The 21,611-nt window shown below is 56.3% G+C and carries 25 protein-coding genes; 18 read left to right on the top strand and 7 right to left on the bottom strand.

The features are described from left to right. Positions 1–20: 20 nt before the first annotated feature. From JDW22_RS12875 to JDW22_RS12945, 15 genes are all read left to right on the top strand, one after another. Positions 21–1,112: a methyltransferase gene (locus JDW22_RS12875; RefSeq protein WP_200523375.1), complete on the top strand. Its 1,092-nt coding sequence runs from the start codon at positions 21–23 to the stop codon at positions 1,110–1,112. Then, positions 1,109–1,828: a glycosyltransferase family 2 protein gene (locus JDW22_RS12880; protein ID WP_200523376.1), complete on the top strand. Its 720-nt coding sequence runs from the start codon at positions 1,109–1,111 to the stop codon at positions 1,826–1,828. Before JDW22_RS12875 ends, JDW22_RS12880 begins: the two co-directional genes overlap by 4 nt. Further along, a complete protein-coding gene (locus JDW22_RS12885; protein ID WP_200523431.1) occupies positions 1,825–2,754 on the top strand; it encodes an LpxL/LpxP family acyltransferase in 930 nt (309 codons plus the stop codon). Before JDW22_RS12880 ends, JDW22_RS12885 begins: the two co-directional genes overlap by 4 nt. Before the next feature lie 20 nt (positions 2,755–2,774). Next, entirely contained in the window at positions 2,775–3,212 is a 438-nt protein-coding gene (locus JDW22_RS12890; protein WP_003797974.1) for an acyl-CoA thioesterase, read from the top strand. A 38-nt stretch (positions 3,213–3,250) separates the two neighbouring features. Next, on the top strand, positions 3,251–3,841 hold the full coding sequence (locus tag JDW22_RS12895; RefSeq protein WP_003797972.1) for a LolA family protein: 591 nt from the start codon (positions 3,251–3,253) through the stop codon (positions 3,839–3,841). Positions 3,842–3,952: 111 nt separating this feature from the next. Then, positions 3,953–4,867, top strand: coding sequence for a dialkylrecorsinol condensing enzyme (locus JDW22_RS12900; RefSeq protein WP_200523377.1), 915 nt, complete (start codon positions 3,953–3,955; stop codon positions 4,865–4,867). Positions 4,868–4,984: 117 nt separating this feature from the next. After that, positions 4,985–6,118: a beta-ketoacyl-ACP synthase III gene (locus tag JDW22_RS12905; RefSeq protein WP_200523432.1), complete on the top strand. Its 1,134-nt coding sequence runs from the start codon at positions 4,985–4,987 to the stop codon at positions 6,116–6,118. A gap of 2 nt (positions 6,119–6,120) precedes the next feature. Beyond that, positions 6,121–6,513, top strand: a complete 393-nt coding sequence (locus JDW22_RS12910) for a hypothetical protein (protein WP_003797965.1) — start codon at positions 6,121–6,123, stop codon at positions 6,511–6,513. Positions 6,514–6,548: 35 nt separating this feature from the next. Then, the gene (locus tag JDW22_RS12915) at positions 6,549–7,550 is read left to right on the top strand and encodes a BtrH N-terminal domain-containing protein (RefSeq protein ID WP_200523378.1); all 1,002 of its coding nucleotides are present in this window, start codon (positions 6,549–6,551) and stop codon (positions 7,548–7,550) included. Between the two features lie 13 nt (positions 7,551–7,563). After that, positions 7,564–8,460, top strand: coding sequence for an ABC transporter ATP-binding protein (locus JDW22_RS12920; protein ID WP_200523379.1), 897 nt, complete (start codon positions 7,564–7,566; stop codon positions 8,458–8,460). Beyond that, entirely contained in the window at positions 8,457–9,707 is a 1,251-nt protein-coding gene (locus tag JDW22_RS12925; protein WP_200523380.1) for an ABC transporter permease, read from the top strand. The genes JDW22_RS12920 and JDW22_RS12925 overlap by 4 nt, the downstream gene beginning before the upstream one ends. A gap of 189 nt (positions 9,708–9,896) precedes the next feature. Beyond that, entirely contained in the window at positions 9,897–10,511 is a 615-nt protein-coding gene (locus JDW22_RS12930) for a DJ-1/PfpI family protein (RefSeq protein ID WP_200523381.1), read from the top strand. A gap of 58 nt (positions 10,512–10,569) precedes the next feature. Then, entirely contained in the window at positions 10,570–10,860 is a 291-nt protein-coding gene (locus JDW22_RS12935; RefSeq protein ID WP_200523382.1) for an acyl carrier protein, read from the top strand. Continuing rightward, positions 10,857–11,891 (top strand): beta-ketoacyl synthase N-terminal-like domain-containing protein, encoded by a 1,035-nt coding sequence (locus tag JDW22_RS12940; RefSeq protein ID WP_200523383.1) that lies wholly within the window; start codon positions 10,857–10,859, stop codon positions 11,889–11,891. Before JDW22_RS12935 ends, JDW22_RS12940 begins: the two co-directional genes overlap by 4 nt. Beyond that, positions 11,879–12,610 carry a hypothetical protein gene (locus JDW22_RS12945; RefSeq protein ID WP_200523384.1) on the top strand — a complete coding sequence of 244 codons (732 nt, stop codon included), beginning with the start codon at positions 11,879–11,881 and terminating at the stop codon, positions 12,608–12,610. Before JDW22_RS12940 ends, JDW22_RS12945 begins: the two co-directional genes overlap by 13 nt. Before the next feature lie 305 nt (positions 12,611–12,915). Here JDW22_RS12945 and JDW22_RS12950 read toward each other — a convergent pair whose 3' ends face one another. The 4 genes from JDW22_RS12950 to JDW22_RS12965 all read right to left on the bottom strand — a co-directional run bounded on the left by JDW22_RS12950 (position 12,916) and on the right by JDW22_RS12965 (position 15,838). Continuing rightward, a complete protein-coding gene (locus JDW22_RS12950; RefSeq protein ID WP_200523385.1) occupies positions 12,916–14,220 on the bottom strand; it encodes a DUF2868 domain-containing protein in 1,305 nt (434 codons plus the stop codon). Between the two features lie 30 nt (positions 14,221–14,250). Then, positions 14,251–14,766, bottom strand: a complete 516-nt coding sequence (locus tag JDW22_RS12955) for a hypothetical protein (protein WP_200523386.1) — start codon at positions 14,764–14,766, stop codon at positions 14,251–14,253. An 82-nt stretch (positions 14,767–14,848) separates the two neighbouring features. Beyond that, a complete protein-coding gene (locus JDW22_RS12960) occupies positions 14,849–15,349 on the bottom strand; it encodes a GAF domain-containing protein (RefSeq protein WP_200523387.1) in 501 nt (166 codons plus the stop codon). Positions 15,350–15,442: 93 nt separating this feature from the next. Further along, a complete protein-coding gene (locus tag JDW22_RS12965; RefSeq protein WP_003797941.1) occupies positions 15,443–15,838 on the bottom strand; it encodes a helix-turn-helix domain-containing protein in 396 nt (131 codons plus the stop codon). Between the two features lie 138 nt (positions 15,839–15,976). On the opposite strand from JDW22_RS12965, the gene JDW22_RS12970 reads away from it, so the two are divergent. From JDW22_RS12970 to JDW22_RS12980, 3 genes are read left to right on the top strand one after another with little or no spacing between them, the layout of a single operon-like run. Continuing rightward, positions 15,977–16,363, top strand: a complete 387-nt coding sequence (locus JDW22_RS12970; RefSeq protein WP_200523388.1) for a surface-adhesin E family protein — start codon at positions 15,977–15,979, stop codon at positions 16,361–16,363. 2 nt (positions 16,364–16,365) lie between these two features. Continuing rightward, on the top strand, positions 16,366–16,557 hold the full coding sequence (locus tag JDW22_RS12975; protein ID WP_200523389.1) for a hypothetical protein: 192 nt from the start codon (positions 16,366–16,368) through the stop codon (positions 16,555–16,557). Beyond that, the gene (locus JDW22_RS12980; RefSeq protein WP_200523390.1) at positions 16,541–17,458 is read left to right on the top strand and encodes a hypothetical protein; all 918 of its coding nucleotides are present in this window, start codon (positions 16,541–16,543) and stop codon (positions 17,456–17,458) included. The genes JDW22_RS12975 and JDW22_RS12980 overlap by 17 nt, the downstream gene beginning before the upstream one ends. 73 nt (positions 17,459–17,531) lie before the next feature. Here JDW22_RS12980 and JDW22_RS12985 read toward each other — a convergent pair whose 3' ends face one another. The 3 genes from JDW22_RS12985 to JDW22_RS12995 form a co-directional block, all read right to left on the bottom strand. After that, the gene (locus tag JDW22_RS12985; RefSeq protein WP_200523391.1) at positions 17,532–19,742 is read right to left on the bottom strand and encodes a FepA family TonB-dependent siderophore receptor; all 2,211 of its coding nucleotides are present in this window, start codon (positions 19,740–19,742) and stop codon (positions 17,532–17,534) included. A gap of 206 nt (positions 19,743–19,948) precedes the next feature. Continuing rightward, on the bottom strand, positions 19,949–20,413 hold the full coding sequence (locus tag JDW22_RS12990; RefSeq protein ID WP_200523392.1) for a hypothetical protein: 465 nt from the start codon (positions 20,411–20,413) through the stop codon (positions 19,949–19,951). A gap of 155 nt (positions 20,414–20,568) precedes the next feature. Next, positions 20,569–21,261 (bottom strand): alpha/beta hydrolase, encoded by a 693-nt coding sequence (locus JDW22_RS12995; RefSeq protein ID WP_235965516.1) that lies wholly within the window; start codon positions 21,259–21,261, stop codon positions 20,569–20,571. Positions 21,262–21,611 lie beyond the last annotated feature (350 nt).

The raw sequence follows: 21,611 nt of genomic DNA on the forward strand, positions 1-21,611 counted from the left end.
CCAAACCAAAAGGAAAACCGATGAAACTTTTCCCCGCATTAGAACAACGCTATTCGCAAGAACACCAAACCGCAGGCGAAGCGCAGCGGCTCGCGCAGGAAATCGCCTTTGCGCCGATTGTGTTCCAAGTATCGCGGCTGATGTTGAAATACGGCATTTTTGAGCTGCTGAACCAGTCGTCCGGCGGGCTCACGCAAGACGAAATCGCCCGGCAGGCAGGCATCAGCGCATACGCCGCGCAGGTGCTGCTTGAAGCCTCGCTCTCCATCGGCACCATCCACACCCGCGACAACCGCTTTTTGCTCAGCAAAGCGGGCTGGTTTTTGCTGAAAGACAAAATCGCGCAGGTGAATATGGATTTCGTGCAGGAAGTCTGCTATCAGGGCATGTTTGATTTGGAAAAAACGCTGGCAACCGGCAAACCCGAGGGGCTCAAAGTGTTCGGCAACTGGGCGACCATTTACGAAGGGCTCTCTTCGCTGCCGAGTGAAACGCAGAAAGCATGGTTCGGCTTTGACCATTTTTATTCGGACAGCGCGTTTCAGGCTGCCTTGCCGATTGTGTTCGCCCGGCCCGTTCGGCGGCTGTTGGACGTGGGCGGCAACACAGGGCGCTGGGCATTGAAATGCGTGGCGTTTGACGAGCGCGTGAACGTAACCATTATGGATTTGCCGCAGCAGCTTGTTTTAATGAAACAGGCCACGCACGGCAAAACGGGCGCGGAGCGCATCCACGGACACGCCGCCAACCTGCTGGACGAAAACGTGCCGTTCCCAACGGGCTTTGACGCCATCTGGATGAGCCAGTTTTTGGATTGCTTTTCGGAAGACGAAGCCACCGGCATCTTGCGCCGCGCCGCGCAAGCATTAAACGAGCATGCCAGCGTATACATTATGGAGCCGTTTTGGGACAGGCAGCGCTACGAAACCGCTGCCTATTGCCTCACGCTCACCAGCGTTTATTTCACCGCCATGGCAAACGGCAACAGCAAAATTTTCCATTCGGAAGACCTTACGCGCTGCGTGCGCAATGCGGGCTTGGAAATCGCCGAAGTTTTTGACGACATCGGCGTGGGGCACAGCATTTTGCGCTGCGTGAAAGCGAAACCATGAACCTCCTCGCCCTTATCCCGCACTACAACCACCCTAGCACCGTGGGCAGCGTTGCCCATGCCCTGCGCGATTTCGGTTTAGATGTATTGATTGTTGATGACGGCTCGCGCGAAGACTGCCGCCCCGTGCTGCAAAATTTGCAGGCAGACGGCATTCGCGTGCTGTTCCGCGAGCGCAACGGCGGCAAAGGCGCGGCGGTGAAAACAGGCTTGCAATACGCCGCCGAGCACGGCTACACCCACGTTTTGCAAGTGGATGCCGACGGGCAGCACAACCTTGCCGACACGCCCCAATTCATCGCCGCCGCGCAAAGGCAGCCTGAAAACGTAATTTGCGGCGAACCGCAATACGGCGACGACGCGCCCAAAGCGCGGCTCTACGGGCGCAAAATCACCGATTTTTGGAACATGCTGCACACATGGTCGCGCGACATCAAAGACGGCATGTGCGGCTTTCGGCTCTATCCGCTGGCGGCAACCATTGCCGTGGTGCGCGAAGAGCGGCTGGGCAACCGCATGGATTTTGACACCGAGATTTTGGTGCGCCTGTATTGGCGCGGCGTGAAACCCGTTTGGATACCGACCGGCGTGCGCTACGCGCAAGACGGCGTGTCGCATTTTCGCGCATGGACAGACAACGCCTGCATCAGCAAAATGCACGCGCGGCTGTTTTGCACGATGCTGTGGCGGCGCATCACAGGCAGCCTGAAACCATGAAACCGCCGCATTCACACCATTGGGCGGCGCAGCAAGAGCGCGGCAACCGCCTGTTTCTGGCGCTGACCACGCTGATGGTGCGCTATTTGCCCGCATGGCTGCTGAACCCCTGCATCGGCTTGGTCGTGTGCTATTTTTACGCCACTGCCCCGCGCATGCGCCGCCATGTGCGCCGCTATCAAACCCGCCTGCTTGCCGCGTTTCCCCAGCTTGCTCTGCCGCGCATGGCGCATTTTCGCCAATTTACCGCGTTCGGCGTGGCGATTTGCGACCGTTTCGCCGTGTGGCAGCGCAAAATCCGCTACGCTGATTTGGTGGTGGAAGACCCCGACGGCGTGTCGGATATGGTGGACAGCGGCGGGCGCGGGCAGATTTTCGCCTGCTCGCATCTGGGCAACACCGAAATCTGCCGCGCCTTGGTGGACCACCATCAGGGTTTCAAGCTCAACGTGCTGGTGCACAGCCAGCACGCGCAGGCGTTTAACGAAGCGTTGGAAAAAGCCGGCGCCGACCGCATCCAAATGATACAGGTTACGAATTTGGATTCCGCGCTGATGATGGAGCTGAACCGCCGCATCGACGCGGGCGAATGGCTTGCCATTGCCGCCGACCGCGTGCCCGTGCGTGGCGAAAAAACGGTTGCGGTGCGGTTTTTGGGACACGCCGCGCCCGTGCCGCAAGGCGCTTGGCTGTTGGCGGCATTGCTCAAAACGCAAGTGAACATGCTGTTTTGCATGAAAGAAAACGGGCGCTATCATTTGAAATTGCGCCGTTTTGCCGACACGGCAGGCTGGTCGCGCGGCAACCGCCAAGCCCAAGTTGCCGCCGCCGCGCAACAATTTGCCGATGCCATGGCGCAGGAATGCGCGAAAAACCCGCTGCAATGGTTTAATTTTTACGATTTCTGGGGCGATGAGGCAGCCTGAAAACAAGGAAAACCACCACCATGAAAAAACACGTCTACTGCCGCCACAGCCACGAGCTTGAAGTGCCCTTTTTTGACGTTGATGCCATGCACATCGTGTGGCACGGCAATTATGTGAAATATCTGGAAGTCGCCCGCTGTGCGTTTCTCGCCGGCATCGGCTACGACTACAACGAAATGGCGCGGCAGGGCTACGGCTGGCCGATTGTGAAAATGGATTTCAAATACGTCCGCCCCGCCCGGTTCGGGCAGCGCATCCGCGTGGACATGGCTATCGTGGAAATTGAAAGCTGCCTGCGCATTGACTACACCATCCGCGACGCGCAAAGCGGCGAAACGCTCACCCGCGCCGCCACCACCCAAGCTGCCGTGTCCATGGAAACGGGCGAAATGCAGTTTCAAACGCCCGAAAGTTGGCTAAACGCCGTGCGCCGGCATCCCACTTTTCAGGCTGCCTGAATCCGCTTAATCCCATCATCCAATCAAGAAACCGCAATATGAAAAAATACCTTTTCTCTATCGGCATCGCGTTTGCCGCGCCTGCGCTGTGGGCATTCTCCCTCGCCAATCTAACGCAAACGCTGCAAAAACCCGCCAACGTGCAAGGTGCGTTTACCCAGCAGCGTTATCTCAAATCGCTGTCCAAACCGATGACCACGCAGGGCAAATTCGTCCTGATTCCCAAAAAAGGGCTGCTGTGGCAAATGGAAAAACCGTTTGCAACCACCTTGCGCGTGCGCGCAGACGGCATCATGCAATGGACGGGCAGCGCGTGGGCCAACCCCAACGCCAGCAAGCTCGGTCAAAACCGCCAAATCCAGCTTTTTTTGGATTTGCTCGGCGGCAACACGCAAGGCTTGGAAAAACAGTTTGACCTCGCCCTCAGCGGCACGGAACAGCAATGGACGCTGCAACTGACCCCGAAAACCGCGATTACGCGCCAGATTTTCACCCGCATCGGCATCAGCGGCGACACGGTCGTGCGCAAAATCCAATTGGACGAAAAACAGGGCGACCGCACCGTGATGCAGTTTGAGCAAATCCAAACGGGCAAACCGCTGGGCGAATTTGCCAAAAGCGCGCTGTAAATCAAGCCAAAGGCAGCCTGAAAGCCGTTTTTTTGACTTTCAGGCTGCCGTTCATTTAAAAAACCGCACATAAAAGCTATAATTCAACACTTTGCCTCCGCATCCCCCACCATGACCGTCCCAAAAGTTTTAATCGTTTACTATTCCCAAACAGGGCAGCTGAGCGCGCTGGCGCAATATTTTGCCAAGCCGCTGCAACAGGCGGGCGTAGTTACGGATTGCGTGCCGCTTGTGCCGCAGCAGCCTTATCCTTTCCCGTGGCGGTTTTGGCGGTTTTTTGACACCTTTCCCGAAACCGCGCATCTGCGCCCCGCGCCCATCGAGCCGCCGCAGATTCCGCACGATGATTACGATGCAGTGGTGATTGCCTATACCGTGTGGTTTCTCGCGCCCTCGCAGCCCATCACCGCTTTCCTGCAACGCCCCGAAACCCGCCGCCTGCTGGCGGGCAAACCCGTGATTACGCTCATCGGCTGCCGCAATATGTGGCTTGCCGCGCAGGAAAAAATGAAAACGCTGCTCGCGGCAAACGGCGCGCAACTTGTCGGCAACATCGTGAAAACCGATGCCTGCGGCACGGCGGCGAGCTTCGTTACCACGCCCGCCTGGCTGCTCACGGGCAACAAACGCTATTTCCGCAGCCTGCCCGCCGCAGGCATCGCCGAAAACGAGCTGGCAGACGGCGCGCGTTTCGGCGAAAAATTGCGCGATGCCCTGCTGGCAGGCGCGCCGCTCGACGAAACGCTGTTTCAAAACATGGGCGCGGCGCGGGTGGACGAAAAGCTGATTTTCAGCGAAAAAGCCGCATCCCGCAGCTTTTACCTGTGGGGCAGGCTGCTGATGGCGGCGGGGCGCGTGTCGCCGCTGCTGCGCCGCGCGCTGCTGGCGGTGTACATCGTGTTTCTGATTACGCTGATTCTGACCGTTATCCCCATCAGCATCGTGCTGAAAAAACTGCTGCATCCGCTGCTCAAACGCCGCCTTGCCCAAGCCAAACACCATTATGCCCAGCCATCGGGCGAATGATTTTCCGTTTCAGGCTGCCTCAAAACACAGGCAGCCTGAAAACCATATAGCTCTGCCAAGATGCGTTGATAACCAACAGCCCATCGGCAGCCTGAAACCCCTTGTTTGCACACCAATATGACCAACGAAGTCTATCTTACCCGCACCGCCGCCTTCCTGCCCAACGCCCCCGTTTCCAACGACCAAATGGAAACCGTGCTCGGCATGGCGGGCGGCATTCCCTCGCGCGTGCGCCGCATGATTTTGCGCGCCAACGGCATCACCGCGCGCCACTACGCCATCGACCCCGAAACCCGCGCCGCCACCCACACCAACGCCGAACTCGCCGCAGAAGCCCTGCGCCGCCTACCCGCCGAAGCCCGCGAAGCCACCTGCCTTGCCTGCGCCACGTCCTACCCCGACCAAACCATGCCGGGACACGGCGTGATGGTACACGGTTTGAGTAATATGCCGCCGTGCGAAACCGTTTCGCTGGCGGGCGTATGCGTTTCGGGCATGGCGGCGATGAAATACGCCTACCAAGCTGTGAAAACGGGCGAACACGCCGCCGCCATTGCCGTTGCCTCGGAAAACGCCTCCGCCATCATGCGCGGCGAAATCTTCCAAAGCGAAACCAATTTCAGGCTGCTGCACCACGCCACGCCCGAAATCGGCTTTGAAAAAGACTTCCTGCGCTGGATGCTTTCCGACGGCGCGGGTGCGGCACTGCTTGCCGACCGCCCCGTTGCTGGCAGCCTGAATTTCAAAATCCATTGGATAGAACTATTGTCCTACGCCAACGAAATGCCGCCCTGCATGTATGCCGGCGCAGAAATCCGCGACGGCGCGTTCCACGGCTGGAAAACCGTCGGCGCAGACGAGCGCGCGCAAAGCAGCATCATGGCGGTGAAGCAGGACGTGAAGCTGCTCAACGAACACATCATCCCCTACACCATAGAAAAACCGCTGGTGCAAATCATCGCCAAACGCAGCCTGAAAACCGAAGACATCGACTGGTTCCTGCCGCATTACTCATCGGGCTTTTTCCGCGACAAAGTCGCCGCAGGGCTGGCCAACGCAGGCTTGCCGATTGTGCAGGAAAAATGGTTCACCAACCTTGCAGAAAAAGGCAACACCGGCTCGGCTTCCATTTACATCATTCTGGAAGAATTCATGCGCCGTTTCCCCGTTGAGCGCGGGCAGAAAGTGCTGTGCTACATCCCCGAGAGCGGTCGGTTTTCCACTTGTTTCATGTTGTTGGAGGCAGCCTGAAAATGGACATCGACGATATCCCCCAAGACCAAAGCGAAAGCTACGGCGGACACAAAAAAATCATCTACGGCACGCACGGCGGCCATTACCAAGCCGCCACCAGCAGCGGCTGGGCAGACGAAGCCTACGCCACCGCGCTTGCCGTGCACGAACTGGACGCGCAAACCGAAGCCGCCCGCGCCGCCGTGTTGCGCGGCGAATTTTCCCCGCTGTATTACCAGATGTACCGCGCCCGTCACGACATCGCCAGCCTGGCCGCCGCCGCAGGCTTCTGGCAATGGCAAACGCGCCGCCACCTGCGCCCCGATGTGTTTGCTAAGCTGCCCGCGCGCGCGTTGCAGCAATACGCCGACGCACTCAACCTCAGCGTAGAACAGCTCAAACAAACCGATTAACCGTTTCAGGCAGCCTGAAACCTTCGAGACCCTTTATGACCGATTTCCCCCACCAGCACACCGCCCATTGCGAAAGCGGCGTGATGTCCACCCTGCTCAACCACAGCGGCTACCCGCTCAACGAAGCCCTCGTTTTCGGCATCGCCCATGCGCTCACCTTCGTGTGGCTGCCCGTTGTCAAACTTAACGGCATGCCGCTGGTTTCCTACCGCTGCCCGCCGCGCAGCATCATCAAACGCACCAGCCGGGCGCTCGGGCTGAAACTCAGCGTGCAGAAATTCGCCCGCCCCGAAGAAGGCAAAGCCGCGCTCGACAACGCGCTGGCCGCAGGCAAACTCGCAGGACTGCAAACCTCCGTTTTCTGGCTGCCCTATTTCCCGCCGCAGATGCGCTTCCACTTCAACGCTCACAACCTCTTGGTGTACGGCAAAGACGGCGGTGATTATCTGATTAGCGACCCCGTGTTTGAAAGCGTGCAGCGTTGCCCAAGCGACGATTTGCAGCGCGCCCGCTTTGCCAAAGGCGCGCTCGCCGCCAAAGGCATGATGTACACCTTGGACAGCCAAAAGCAGCCTGAAAACATCCAAGCCACCCTGCCCGCCATCATCCGCCGCGCCATCCGCAAAAACGCCCGCCATATGCTCGCGCCCGTGTTTTTCGTCGGCGTAAAAGGCATCCGCACCGTCGCCCAAACCATTGAAAAACTGCCCGCCAAACACAACGCAAAATACCAAAAACTCTTTCTCGGCCATCTGGTGCGGATGCAGGAAGAAATCGGCACCGGCGGCGCAGGCTTCCGCTACATCTACGCCTATTTTCTGGAACAGGCGGCGCAAATCTGCGGAGAACCCGCTTTTCAGGCTGCCTCGGAAACCATGACCGCCATCGGCGACCAATGGCGGCAATTTGCCGCCCTGTGCGTCAAACAATGCAAAAAGCCGTCTGAAAACGGCTGCGCCGAAATCGCCGCCTTCCTGCGCGGGATTGCCGATAAAGAAGAAGCGTTGTGGCGGGCGTTGAAACGCAAAGCAGCCTGAAACGAGCCGCCCCATGATTCAAATCCAATCCCTCTCCCACCGCTACCCCCGCGCCGCCGCGCCCGCGCTCGATAATGTGTCGTTTGACATTGCCGATGGCGAATGCTTGGGGCTGCTCGGGCACAACGGCGCGGGCAAAACCACGCTGATGTCGCTGCTGGCGGGCTTGCAGCCGGTGCGCCACGGTGCGGTTTTGTTTGACGGCAAACCGCTGCACCGCCTTTCCCGCGTCGAGCGGCAGAAAATCGGGCTGGTGCCGCAGGATTTCGCGTTTTATCCGCAGCTTTCGGTGTGGGACAACCTGCTGTTTTTCGCCTCGCTTTACAAAATGCGCGATAAGAACAAGCTGCGCGGTCTAATAGAACAGGCGGGCTTGCAGGAACACGCGCACAAAGCCGCCAAGCATCTTTCGGGCGGGCTGAAACGCCGTCTGAACTTTGCCGTCGGGCTGGTCAACGCGCCGCAGCTGGTGTTTCTCGACGAGATTACCGTGGGCATCGACCCGCAGTCGCGCCGCTTTATTTTGGACAGCGTGGCGGATTTGACGCGGCAGGGGGTAACGGTGGTGTACACCTCGCACTATCTGCCCGAAATTGAGCAGCTTTGCAGCAAAATTGCGCTGCTGCAACACGGGCGTTTGGTGTATCAGGGCAGCTTGGACGCGCTGTTAGCTGCGCAGGCGCAAACGGTGCGCTTTGTTACCGAGCCGACCTTGCCGCCCAAAACCTTAGCCGTGCTGCAAGCCGCGCCGTTGGACAATCGCGGCATGATGCAAACGCAGCAAGACGCGGCGGCGGTGTATGCGGCGTTGCAGCAAAGCGGCACGCAAATTCGCTATTTCCAGCAGGGACACGGCTCGCTGGAAGCGTTTTATTTGGACTTTTTGCGCCGCGAAACGGAACAGCCATGATAGCCGCCTCCCTTGTTAAAGAATTGAAGCTGCTCAGCCGCGACCTGCACGGTTTGGCGGTTTTGTTCGTGATGCCGATTACGTTTATGCTGATTATGTCGGTCGCGCTGAGCCGCGATGCCGACCCGCACCACGGCAGCCGCATCGCGCTGGTGGGCGTTGCAGACGACGCGGTCAATAAGCAGTTTGCCGCCGGTTTGGCAAAAGATGATATTCAGGTAACCCTGATGCAGCCTGAAAAACTCGACGACGCGCAAAGCGGTTTGCACGACCGGCGTTTCCAACTGGTTTTGCACAATCCCAACCGTGCCGCCGACAAGCTCGCCGACAGCAAACCCTTGCAGGTTTATGTCGCGCCCGATACCGAGCCTTCGTGGCTGGCGGCGGTGAAAGGCGTGTTGCAGCAGCATTACACCGAAACCCGCATCAATGCCTATTTTGACAACAGCGGCATCACAATCGACAACAAAAAACTGCCCGCCGCCATCCGCCAAGACATCCAAAAGAAAATAGACGAAAAAAACGCCGAACAGCTTGATGCCGTCAGCGCGTTTTTGGGCAAACCGATGCTGGAAGAACACTACCTGAGCGCGGGCAGCGGCGCGGTCGCCAAGCCCAACGCCGTTCAGCACAGCGTGCCCGCTTGGCTGATTTTCGGTATGTTTTTCATCATGATACCGCTGTCCAACGTGATGGCTTTGGAGCGGCAGACCAATACGATTACGCGGCTCCGGCTGGCGCGTGCGGGCGCGGCGGGGCTGATTGCAGCGAAACTCGTGCCGTATTTTCTGATTAACCAGTTGCAGTTTGCCGGCATGCTGCTGCTCGGGCGTTACCTGCTGCCCGAAATCGGCGTGAGCGCATTGATGTTGAACGGCAGCCTTGCGCCTTACGCGCTGTTGTCTGCCGCCGTATCCGCCGCCGCGCTCGGCTACGCGCTCTTCATCAGCGTGTGCGCCAAATCCACCGAACACGCCGTGGTGCTGGGCGGCGGCGGCATCATCCTGATGGCGGCGCTCGGCGGCATTATGGTACCCGCCCATGTGATGCCCGAAACCATGCAGCACATCACTTGGGTGTCGCCGATGGCTTGGGGCTTGAAAGCGTTTCAGGCGCTGCTGCTCAACCGCAGCGGTTTGCACGGCATCGTGCCCTATCTTGCGCTGCTGGCGGGGTTTGCCGCCGTGTCGCTCGCGGCGGCTGTGGTGGTTTATCAAAGGCAGTTGCGGACGCAGGTGCGGTTTTAGTTTCAGGCTGCCTGAAAGGTCGTCTGAAAGCCCGTAGGTCGGGCATTGATGCCCGACAAACATGGGCGGATTTAAAAAACGTCGGGCATAAATGCCCGACCTACAAATTCTGAATTTATTGAAACCATTGATTATTAACGCCAACCCCGTTTTCAGGCTGCCGCACATCACAATTTAGAAAGGACAACCGTGAATTCTATTGAAATTTACTGTCTTGTTTACCACAACTACACCGCACTTGATTTAATCGGTCCGGCAGATTTTCTCGGGCGTATTCCCAATAGCGCACTGCATTATGTGTCGCCAAACGGCGGCAGAATACGCAGCGGCGCGGGTTTTGTGATGGAAACCGAAGCCTGCCCGCCATTGCCCGCAGGCTCGGTTTTGCTCGTCCCCGGCGGCATGGGCACGCGCACGCTGGTGTCCGACAGCGCGTTTTTGCAGATGCTCGCCGCGCGTGTGCGCGAAGCAAAATGGTGTCTGTCGGTCTGCACAGGCTCGGCGTTGCTGGCGGCGGCAGGTTGTTTGGACGGACGCTCGGCAACGTCCAACAAAAAAGCCTTTGGCTGGGCAAGCAGCTTTGGCAGCGGCGTGGATTGGAAGGCAGCGGCACGCTGGGTGGCAGACGGAAAATTCTACACATCATCGGGCGTGGCGGCAGGCATGGACATGGCTTTGGGCTTTATCGCCGACCAATACGGCGAAAACTTGGCGCAGCAGATTGCCAACGATACGGAATACGCCCGCCAAACCGATGCGGAACAAGATGATTTCGCTGCATTGCACGGCTTGGGCAAATTTTAGCTTTTGCCAAAATTTCAGACTGCCCATTTATCCCAACCTTAATCCAGAAAGTCCTCCCATGCCCTACACCTTCACCCTAGCCCCCGAAGCCCTGGAAACCGAATTAAAAAAACTCATCTTGCAGGAAGCCGACAAAACCGATGTGATTGACCTGCCCGATTTTTCAGACGACCTGATGCTGTTCGGCGACGACAGCCCCGTCGGCTTGGATTCGCTGGACGCGCTGCAAATCAGCGTGGCGTTGCAGCAGCATTTCGCCGTGCGCCTGCAAGGCGACCGCATGGTGCGCAAACACATGATGTGCGTGCGCGATTTGGCGGCGTTTGTCCGCGCGGAGCATGGCGCATGACGTGGCTGTGCGGCATGGCGGCAACCAGCGCGGCAAACCCGCAGCGCGTTTTCAGGCAGCCTGAAACCATAGATTTCACCTTTTTGGGACAGCCGCAGCACGCCCGATACTACCGCGCCTTCGCGTCCGACAGCCTGTCCCGCGCCGAGCTTGCCGACATCGCCGAGCAGCACCTGCGCCGCGCCGCCGAAAACGCAGGCTGGCCGTCTGAAAGCTGGCACACCGCGCCCGTTTTCATCGCATCCAGCGCATATCTCATTTCTGAATACGAAAACCGCCGCTTGGTGGGCGAACCCCATGCGGGACACCATCTGCTCTATCTTTCAGACGACCTTTCCCGCCGCAGCGGCAACCGCAGCATCTTCAACACCGCCACCGCCTGCACCTCGTCCGCCCACGCCCTGATGCAGGCGCACCGCTTTCTCGCGCACGGGCTGGCAGAACGCGCGTTTGTGCTGGGCATAGAAAACCTCAACCGCCTCACGCTCTTGCATTTCCACAGCCTCGGCTTGTTTGCAGACGAATACCGCCCCTTCGGCGGCGACGGCTTGATATTGGGCGAAGGCGCGGCAGCATTGGCATTGTCCGCCGGTGCGCCACCGCAGAAAGCCCGCCTGAAACTCATCGCCGCCGCCGCCAACACAGGCGGCTATCTCGTGCAAAGCGATGCCGAAACACAAACCCGCCTGCTCCTCAGCGTATTGGCGCAAGCCAATCTCGCCCCAAGCCGCATCGCCTTTGTCAAAACCCACGGCATCGGCACGGCAGACACCGATGCCGCCGAACTGGCCGCGCTCAACCGCGTATTCGGCACGCCCCCGCCGCTGGCGGCGTTCAAACCGCAAATCGGGCACACTCTCGGCGCAAGTGCCGCGCTGGAAACCGCCCTGCTTGCCCAAGCACTCCGTAGCCACAAGCTAGCAGGCATCTGCGGGCGCGAAATCCCCCTTTCAGACGACCTTTACTGCCTTGCCAACCATTTCGGCTTCGGCGGCAGCAACACCGCAAGCATCTGGCAATGGACATCCTAGACTTAAACATCCGCATCACCGCCGCCGCCCGCTTCGACACCGATGCCTCAGTCGGCGGCAAACCCCTCAAAGTCGCGCTGCAACAGCAAAGCGGGCAAGACCCGCGCCGTTTCAGCCGCCTGAGCCTGCTTGCCGCGCTCGGCGCAAACCTGCTCAAACCAATCCGCCCCGTTGCGCCCGATTGCGCCGTTTATACCGCCGCCCCGTTTTCATCGCCGTCGGTATTTGAAAAAATGACCGACAACGTGCTGAACCACGCCGCCGCCATGCCTTTTGACTTCATCGCCAACCTGCACAACGCCCCGTCGTTCCACGCCGCGCAGATGCTCGGCAGCAGCGGCGCAACTGTATTCGTCCCCGCCGACAACCGCCCGAACCGCCAGTTTTACCCGCTGCTCGCCGCCGCCTTGTCGTTACACGCAGGCGGTCAGGCGGCGGTCGGCTGGTGCTACGAGCACCACGCCGGCTACCCCTGCACCCGAGAAGGCAGCATTTGGCTGCTGCTGGAACACGGCGCAACAACGGGCGCGGCGGTGCGCGTCAAACGGCGCGATGCGCCCGACCCGCAGGAAAAGCGGCGTGCCGATGCCTATTATTGGCAAGACGTATGCGGCTGGCTGAACGGGCAGCCTGAAAAAGAGCGCGTGTTGGCGGCGGGCGGTTGGGATGTGCTGGTGGGCGCGGCGGATTTTCCAATGGCGCAGGACAAAATCGGGTGAGGCGAGCGAGATAAAAGGCAGCCTGAAACGTGTGAATGCGGTTTCAGGCTGCTTTTGTATGTGAACAATGGGCAGCCTGAAAAGTGATGATGGGCTAAGGATGAGGCAGCCTGAAAATGGAGCGTCGGCGGCTCGCCGACATTTTTGGTTGCTAGGCGCGGCTCTACGACGGGGAATGGTTGGGTTAAGGTTTTGTGTGGTCGTGGCGTGGATGCGCCGGTAAACAGATAAGGCAGCCTGAAACGTGTAGATGCGGTTTCAGGCTGCCTTTGTGTTGCGCGAATACCGGTAAACAAGAAAGCGCGTTAATTCAACCCGTTCCAGCCGTTCTCTTGCAGCACTTGATGCCATTGGGCGCGGCGTTCTTGCTCGGCGGGGGTTTGGCTGACGGGGTTGCCGGGCAGGAGTTGGATGATGATGTTGTGTTGGGCGGCTTGGGCGAGTTTGCTGATTTGGCGCACGATGCCGCGGTCGGGGGTTTGCTGGGCGCGGATGCCAATCAGCAGTTGCACGGGCTGGGCGGCGAGTTCGTTGATTAGGCTGGCGAGTTGGGCGCGTTCGGTGATGCTGCCTTTGTTTGCCCAGTCTTGCCCGAGGATGTGCTCGTGCCAGTTGTCGGGGGCATCGGGGGCTTCTAGCAAAACCGCCCAGTGTTCGCCCGCACTGTTGAGCGGGATTTTGGCGGGGCGCGGAGCGGGGCGGTCGGGTTGGTAGTCGCGGGCATCGTCGATGATGTGCTGTTGCCATTTTTGGATGATGTTTTGGTAGTAGGGCAGGGCGAGGTTGAGCGCGGGGCGGTGGCGGCGGCTTTGTTGCCAAGAGATGATCCATGCGATGAGGCGGGGGGCGATGCCGTAGCAGAGGATGCTGCCCAGCAGCAGGATGCCCCATGCGGCGGCGTGTTCGCTGTGGTAGTGGTTGCGGGCGGCGGCGATGATGTCGGGCGATGGGGTGGCGAAGCCGAGTCGGGTGGGCAGCCATGCGAGGGCGCGGATGATTTGGGCGAAGTGTTGGTCGGTGAGCAGGGTGCTTTGCCAGTTGAATTGGTATTGGCGCACGGTGAGCAGGATGAGGCTGGCGGTAAACATGCCGAGCAGCCCGCACAGGGCGAGCTGGTGGCTGATGCGGCTGCGTATCCAGCGAAAGGAGGGCTGGGCAGCGGTTTGCGCGTCGTGTTCCAGCAGGGCTTGGTGGATGGGGTCTTTCAGGCTGCCTGTGAGCCAAAGGGGGATGCTGGTGGGGGCGCGGTATTTTTGCGTTAGGCTTATCAGCCAGATAATCAGCATCAGGCTGTTGCCGCCGAGTATGCCGACTAGGATGAGCATGAAATTCAGGCTGCTTTGTTGCATCAGTTGGTATGTGCCGAGCAGCCCGATGATGAACCATGCTGCGCAGGCAACGCGGCGGGCGAAGCGCAGGCGTTGCTGATGCTGGGCGAGACGCTGGGCGATGGTTTGGTCGCGGTCTATCAGTTGGGCGCGGCGGTGGAGCTTGGCTTCGGGCGTACCATCGGCTTGGCGCAGGATTTCGGTGATGGATGCGGGGTCGCTGGGGAAAATGTAGCCGCGCTGTTCCAGCAGGCGGATGAGTTCGGTGTGGTGATAGGGCATTTTCAGGCTGCCTTTGGTTGGCAAGGATGCTTAGTTTGCGATTGGGGGGTAGAAGCGGTTGCATTCGCTCAATGCCATGCGGCTTTGGTTGATGGCGCGCCCGTTGAGCGTGAATGCAGCGCGTATCTCGCGGATGCCGAGGGCTTCAAACAGGGTGCGGCTTAGCTTGTCGCGGCAGGCGTTGCCCATGGCTTTTTGCAGGAGATTTTGAAAGCGGGCTTTGCCCTCAGGCGATTGCAGCCGTTTGAGGTTAATGGCCGGGGCAAGTTGGGGGCGGATGGTGAGCGTGTAATCCAGCGAGCGGCTGCGGGGATAGCGGTGGCTTATTTTGATGCTTTCAAACACTTCGGTGCTTTCATGGGCAAGGGCGGCATTTGTTTTTTGCACCAATTCGTTTAGCAGTTCGGTTTTTTGCTTGATGGTGAGGGTTTGGGCGAAGCGGGCGAATTCGGCGAGTTCGGTGTCCGGTTCGGTGGCGGTTTGCGCGTAAACAGGGGCGGCGAACAAGTTGGCGGCAAGGAGCAGGGCAGGGAGCAGGCGGGGCATGGTGCGGACTTTCGTTGGATGGATAAAGGCGGTTTTAGCTTCGCAGAAGCTCGTAAACTCGTTTTCAGGCTGCCTCAGATGTTTAGGCAGCCTGAAAAAGCTGTCGGCTCAACAGCGCGCAAAGCTGTTGCAGATAGTGCGCGTCGGTTTCGTCAAACGTTGCCAGCTCGGTGTGGTCAATGTCTAGCACGCCGGCTACTTCGCCTGCTGCGTTGTGCAACGGCACGACAATTTCGGATTGCGATTGGCTGGAACAGGCGATGTGGTCAGGATGCTGGTTCACATCGGGCACCACCAGCGTTTGGTTTTGCGCCCATGCTTGCCCGCATACGCCGCGCCCTTTTTGAATGCGCGTGCAGGCAAGCGGGCCTTGAAACGGCGCAAGTATCAACTCGCTGCGGCTGTCGTTCACCAAATAAAAGCCCACCCAAAACCAGTTGAATTGTTCTTTTAACACGGCGCACACGTTGGCCAGCGTGGCGATGGGAATGTCGGCATCGGCGGCTATCAGTGCTTGCAGCTGGGGCAAAAGTTGTTGGTATTGCTCGGCTTTGTTGGCGGAAGTGGTTTGGATGGCGTGCATGATGGGGATGAGATGGGATGGTTTGGAGAGCGATGATTTTAGCGGAAAAAGGCAGTCTGAAAAGCCAAATTGGTTTTCAGGCTGCCTATTTCTTTATTGCGATTTATCGTTTTCTAATAACTGAATGATGCGTTTCAAGGCTTCAATTTCAGCATTTTTTTGTTCAATAATTTCTGTTTGATGAGCAACAGTTAATTTTAATTTTTCAAATTCCAAGTTGATTGTAGAACCGCCTACATAGCAACTGCCGCTGTTTGTGCCACTTTCGGTAATCAACAAAGCAACATTTTTCTCGTTCCAACCAATTAAATCCGTTAAATCAATTTTGAAAATATTGGCAACTTGTTGCAATTTCTCAAACTGCAACTTGGTTTCCCCGCGTTCAATTTTAGAATAACCGCTGGTAGATAAATTTAATTTTTCTGCCATTTCTTCTTGTGTCATTTGCTGTTGCTCGCGGATAAAGCGGATTTTTTCATGAATTTCCATATTGTGTTTACTTTCCTGAATTAGGTGGGAACTTACCGAAATACGATTGTGAACTGTCGGATTAGTGGCTTTAAAGTGGATTATAACAAAGCTAAAATTTAACCAATTTTAACTTAAATTTTATTGGAAGGAAAAATCATGAAAAAGTTAAGTGTTTTGCTTTGTTTGCTTGGGTTGTCGGGGACGGGTTGGGCAGAAAGTTTAATCATTATTGGTATAACAAATGATGGCGTACTTTATGGTGATTTAAGCTCGAGAACTCCTAATAGAGCATGGTTTGTATATAACTATACGAAACCACAGAAATTGCCATTTAACCCACGAAAATTCTATACGCAAGTTAAATTTTATGTAGAAATAAATTGCTCAACAAGGCAATTGGCAATCCTTACTTCTATATCTTATAGCCGTTCAGGCAGGGTAATTGATAATCAGACACCACAATACCCACAATTGTCTTATGTTACCCCAGGCACATGGGGCGAAGATATGTATCAATTTGTCTGCCATTCTTACCCACAATAACTATGCAAAAAATCGCTTCATTCTTTGGCTGGCTTGCCTTTTGGGCTTGGCTCATCTTGGGCGCGTGTATCTGTTTTTTGCCCTATGTTGGCGTAAAAATTACCTATGTCTGCCTACCTGTTGGCGTGATTGGCACAGCAATTTGGTGGATATTATCGCCTGATGAAAAACAGGAAAATGAAAACAATGAATAAGATAATTAAAGTATTGGGGTCTATTGCTATTTTTGGCTTAATGTGTTTCGCGGGATTTGCTGGAAAACATTTTGCCAAACAACGCAGCCATTGGGATTATCAGCCGATAACAAGCAGCCAGCAAATAGCGAGCAGCCAGCCCAGCATAAAGCAACCTGAAAATATCCTTCCCCAAGTGCAAGCCTACGCGCAAAGCCATAAACGCGAAATGGTGGCGCAGTTTGTTCAAGGCGCAAGGTCGCTTGGCTTTCCTCAAAAAATTGATGAATGGACAACTTTTACAGGCGTTAATTCAGCCGAAATATCGGAAAACATTTTTAATATCAATCAATTTTATGATTTGTCTATTGCGCCTGAGCAAGTGGATTCCGTTGCCAACGAATTTCAAGACAATCTATTACGCAATTTTTTTAGCCAGCAATGCATCAAGCCTAGTTTTTCGCTGTTTAATCAAATTGATGGTATTACTTTGTATTACCGTTATTTTTTAGGCAATCATGAGTTGTTTACTATGGTGGTACCCAGCGGCAGTTGCCAAAATCACACATTAGCCCATGTTCATTACCAGCCTTCTCCTGAATACGAAACCGCGCAGCGTGCCAAGCAAGAAGCACTTGTCGCAATGGAACAGCGCAATAACCAATGTCGTCAAATTGCCAAAGATAAGGGTTACTATGCTGTTTTTGCTGATTATTGCGATATGGAAACAAAACGCGATGAGAACAGTTTTGATGAGCAACTTGCGCAATTGGAATGCGATTTAAGCCCGCAGGAAATTCAAAATTTGGCACAAGAAACACAAAATAATTTTGAGCGAAAAGCAGAACGAGCAGCTGATTATGTTGCTTTTTGCAGAAAAGAATTTTTGTATTGGAATAAGTTAAATCGGCGTTCCAATTAAATAATTAGGCAGCCTGAAAAGCCAAATTGGTTTTCAGGCTGCCTTTTCTTTATTGCGATTTATCTCAACTCAATCAAAACGACACTTTCAGGCTGCCATAGAAGGCGCGGCCAGGTTCGTTGTAGCTTTGCGCGCTGCTGTTGTTGGAGCTGCGATACAGTTTTTTGTTAAACAAATTGTTCACGCCCAAGCGCAGGTTTACATGGCTGTTGAAGCGATAGCCCGCGCTGATGCCCACCAAGCCGTACGGTTTCACCGTTTCGCCCGATAAGCCTGTGTTGCGCTCGGCGTTGTTCAAAATCACGGTGCGCGGTTTTTGCTTGCCGTAGTAGGTTAGGTTTAACGCTGCGTCCAGTTTTTCGTTGGGCTGCCAATTCAGGCTGCTGTTGATGGTGAATTTGGGCGTAACGGAAAGCGGGTTGCCTGTGTCTTTGTTGATGGATTTGTGCATATAAGTGAAATTGGTTGTCCATTTGAGCGTGCGGTGCAGCGGCAGGGTTAAGTTGCCTTCCACGCCTTCCACCACGGCTTTGCGCGCATTGGTCCATTGATACATATAGTTGCCCAGCTGGCTTAACGCGATGGCTTTGTCGCCTGCCACAATCTTATTGCGGTAGTCATTGTGGAAATACGCCATAGACGCTTGGAAACCGCCTTGTGCAAATTCAAAGCCCAATTCTTTGTTGATGCTGGTTTCGGGTTTCAGGCTGCCGTTGCCCATCAAATAGCAGCGGATGGAAGCGGGTGTGCCTGCCGCGCAGCCTTGTCCGCGCGTGTAAAGAATGTAGTTGGGATTGCTTTGGTATAGATTGGGCGATTTATACGCGCGGGCAACGCCGCCTTTAATCGTCCAGCCGCTATCGCCCAGCGTTTGCACAAAGTTCAGCGCGGGGCTCCAATTGCTGCCCGATACGCTGTTGTGGTCAAAGCGCAGCGCGGGGATAAGCTGCGTGCCGTTGCCTAGGCGGTAGTGGTCTTCCAGATAAAAGGCGAAATTGCTTTGGCTGGTTTTGCTGCTGCGCCCTGTGCCAACGCCAGCGAAGCGGTCGGTTTTGCCTTGGTCGGAAAAGCCTTGCACCATAGAGCCTTTGTCGTTTAGGCGGTCGTGGTTGTATTCCGTGCCGATGGTGAGAACGTGGTCGCCGCCGAGTTTAAACGGAATGTTCACTTCGCCAAACAGGCGTTTGGTTTGCAGTGTGCTGTCGGTGAAGTTGCGGTTTTGGTATTGCCCTTCGGGGCCGCCCATCAGGCCTTCGGTTAAGTGATGGTTTTCGGTGCGGTCAAGCTGCGCTACGACTTTGCTGTCGCCCCAGCTCCAATAGCCTTCGTGGGTGAGCGCGTTGCTGATGCGGGTTAAACGCGCGGTTTCCGAGCCATACAGCGATTCGGTGAACGCATTGGGGTTGTTGTTTTGGTTGTCGCCCGCGTAGATATTGCCTTGGCGGCTGTATGAACTATCCAGCGTCAGCGTTTGTTCGGGCGTGATGCGCCATGCCACGCGCGCGGCGATGTCGCGGTTTTTCACGCCATCGCGCCCCGCGCCCAAGCTGGTGCTGGTAACGGTGCGCCCGCCGCGCCGCGTGGTGGTTACGGTGGCGGTGTTGATGTCGGCGGCATCGGCATCGGTTTTATTCAGGCTGCCGTAGATGCGAATGCCCAGCTTGTCTTGAATAATCGGCCCACTCACATTAAAGCCGATGCGGTTGGTTTCGCCTTCTTTGCGATCTTGTGGCTGATTGGTGTAGTAGGTTAAGCCGCCATGCCATTCGGTGCTGACTTTTTTGGTGATGATGTTCACCACGCCGCCTGCCGCGCCCGAGCCGTAGCGTGCCGCCGCAGGGCCGCGCAATACGCTGATGGATTCAATATCTTCCACTGGCACCCAGTTGCTGTCGCCGCGCGTGTTGCGCTCGCCGCGCCAGCTGTATCGCTCGGCATTGCGCGAAGTTACGGGGCGGCCGTCAATCAAAATCAGCGTGTTTTCAGGCCCCATGCCGCGAATGTCTATTTGGCGTTTGTTGCCGCGCTCGCCCGATGCGGTGTTGCCCGTTAAATTGACCCCCGGCATGGTGCGCACGATGTCGGAGAGGTCGTTTACCGCGGGGCGGTGTTCCAAATCTTGCGCGGTGATTTTGGATACGCCCAGCGATTGTTGCAGCTGGCGTTCGGCGGTAACGTATACGGTGGGCAATGTGCCGCCGTCGTGCGGGGCGGTGTCGTCGGCGCGGGCAAATGCGCCGGCTAGGGCAAGCGGCAAGATGCCAAGGGCAAAACGTTTTTTCATAAAAATTCCTCTGTGTTGTGTTTACAAAAATGCTGCAAATGTGAAAAGGTGTAAATCATAGCGGTTTGGGCGCGGATTGCCAAGACAAATGAGAGTAATTATTGTTTGATGCGGACGGCGCGGGAGAGGTCAAGACGTTGGGCGTTTGGGCTGCACGCAATGCTTTCAGGCTGCCTTGCGGTGGGGCTGGGCAATCCGGCCTGCGCTTATTGGTTTGATGTTTTTCGGTTTTTCTTCTTTTTGACGATTTCGTATTCCAAGGCTTCCACGCCGTTTAAATCAATGTTTTCTCCGGTGCTTAAAACCAGCAGGTTTTGCTGCTTGTCAATCTCGGCAAATGTGAGCCCCATGCTTTGCCATTTTTGCTTGATTGCTGCCGAGATGATTTCTTTGCCTGCTTCCCTTTTAAATGACACGCCGCAAAATTTTCTTCCGTCGTTAAGAGGTAATTCGCAATTTTTATATAAGAAACAATAGATTACGTCTAATTCGTTTTGCTTTAAATTGAATAGTTCGCTAAAATTTTTATCAAAATAAAATTTATCGCATTGGATATATAGAAAGCCGCGTTCTATCGGTTCATCGGGATGATTGCCCGGCAGATCAACGGGGTTGGTGATTTTGTTTTGGAACAACACATCGTATGTGTTTTCTAATTTGGTGTTTGTCATGGCATATTTCCGTTTTATGAAGAAGGCGCAGTCTGATGAGACGGGACGCGCTGCCCACGCGCTGCACGTGCTCTTGGTTGTTTTTCAGGCTGCCTTTGGGGTGGTGATGAGGCAGCCTGAAAACGGGAAAACGGGTTTTCAGGCTGCTTTTGTAGTTATTGAATGCTGTCCAGCCATTCTTGAAAGGATTGGGCGAGCAAGCCGCCGTGGGTTTGCTTGGGGTAGTGGCGGTATTCGGTGGCGATGCCGCGTTGGCGAAGTTGCTCGGCGAGGCGTTCGGCGGCATCGGGCGGGACGCTGTTGTGCGCGGGGTTGGCTTTTTGCGGGAGGCTTGCGCCGCTTTTTTGGAGGATTAAATGCCGGTTGTGGATGATGCGGGCGCGGGCGGCGTAGTGCAGCATCAGCCCGTTGTGCCACCATAAGGATGGGTCGGCGGCGATATAGTGGCTGAACAGTTCGGGGCGTTCAAACAGGGTGTAGAGCACGAATAGCCCGCCGTAGGAGTGCCCCCACAGGGTTTGTTGCGCGGGGTTGGTGGGGGCGAGTTGGGCGACGCGCGGGCGCAGTTGTGTTTCTATAAATTGGAGTAATTCGGGCGCGCCGCCGTTTTGCCGCCCTGCGGTGAGCGGGTCGGGCATGGGTTTGCCGTCTGGGTTGGGTGGGGTGTAGTCGTAGGCGCGGCGGGCGGTGTCAAAGCGCAAATCGGTGGGATAGCCGATGAGCACGAGCACGGGCGGATGGCTGTATTGGCTGAGGGTTTGCGGGGTGAGCAGTTCTAGCAGGGCGTTGCCGTCTAGGGCGTAGAGGGCGGGGTAGCCTTGTGGGGGGCGGGTGGGGAATGCCGACAAAGATGCGTTGAATTTCGCCGTTGGCGCGGGGGAGATTGAGGGTGTGGAAGGTGTAGCGGTGTGGGGCGCGATGAGAATGACGGGGTTGGCGCGGCGGGTGATGTCGGCGGGTGGGGCTTTGGGGGTGCGGGTTGGGTGTAGGCGGGTTGGGCGGGGGGATTGGAGGCGGCCATTGTTTTTCCTTGTTGATGGTTGTGTAGGTGGTGGGATTTTAGCGGAAAAGGGCAGCCTGAAAACGGGATTGGGGTTTTCAGGCTGCCTTTGGGTTGGTTATTTATTGGATTTTTTGCGGTTGTAGTAGCTGCACGCTGCGTGATTTGCTTTTTTGGATGGTTTTATGCGTAATTAAG

It is taken from the genome of Kingella bonacorsii (genome assembly GCF_016623605.1).
Classification (GTDB): Bacteria; Pseudomonadota; Gammaproteobacteria; order Burkholderiales; family Neisseriaceae; genus Kingella_B; species Kingella_B oralis.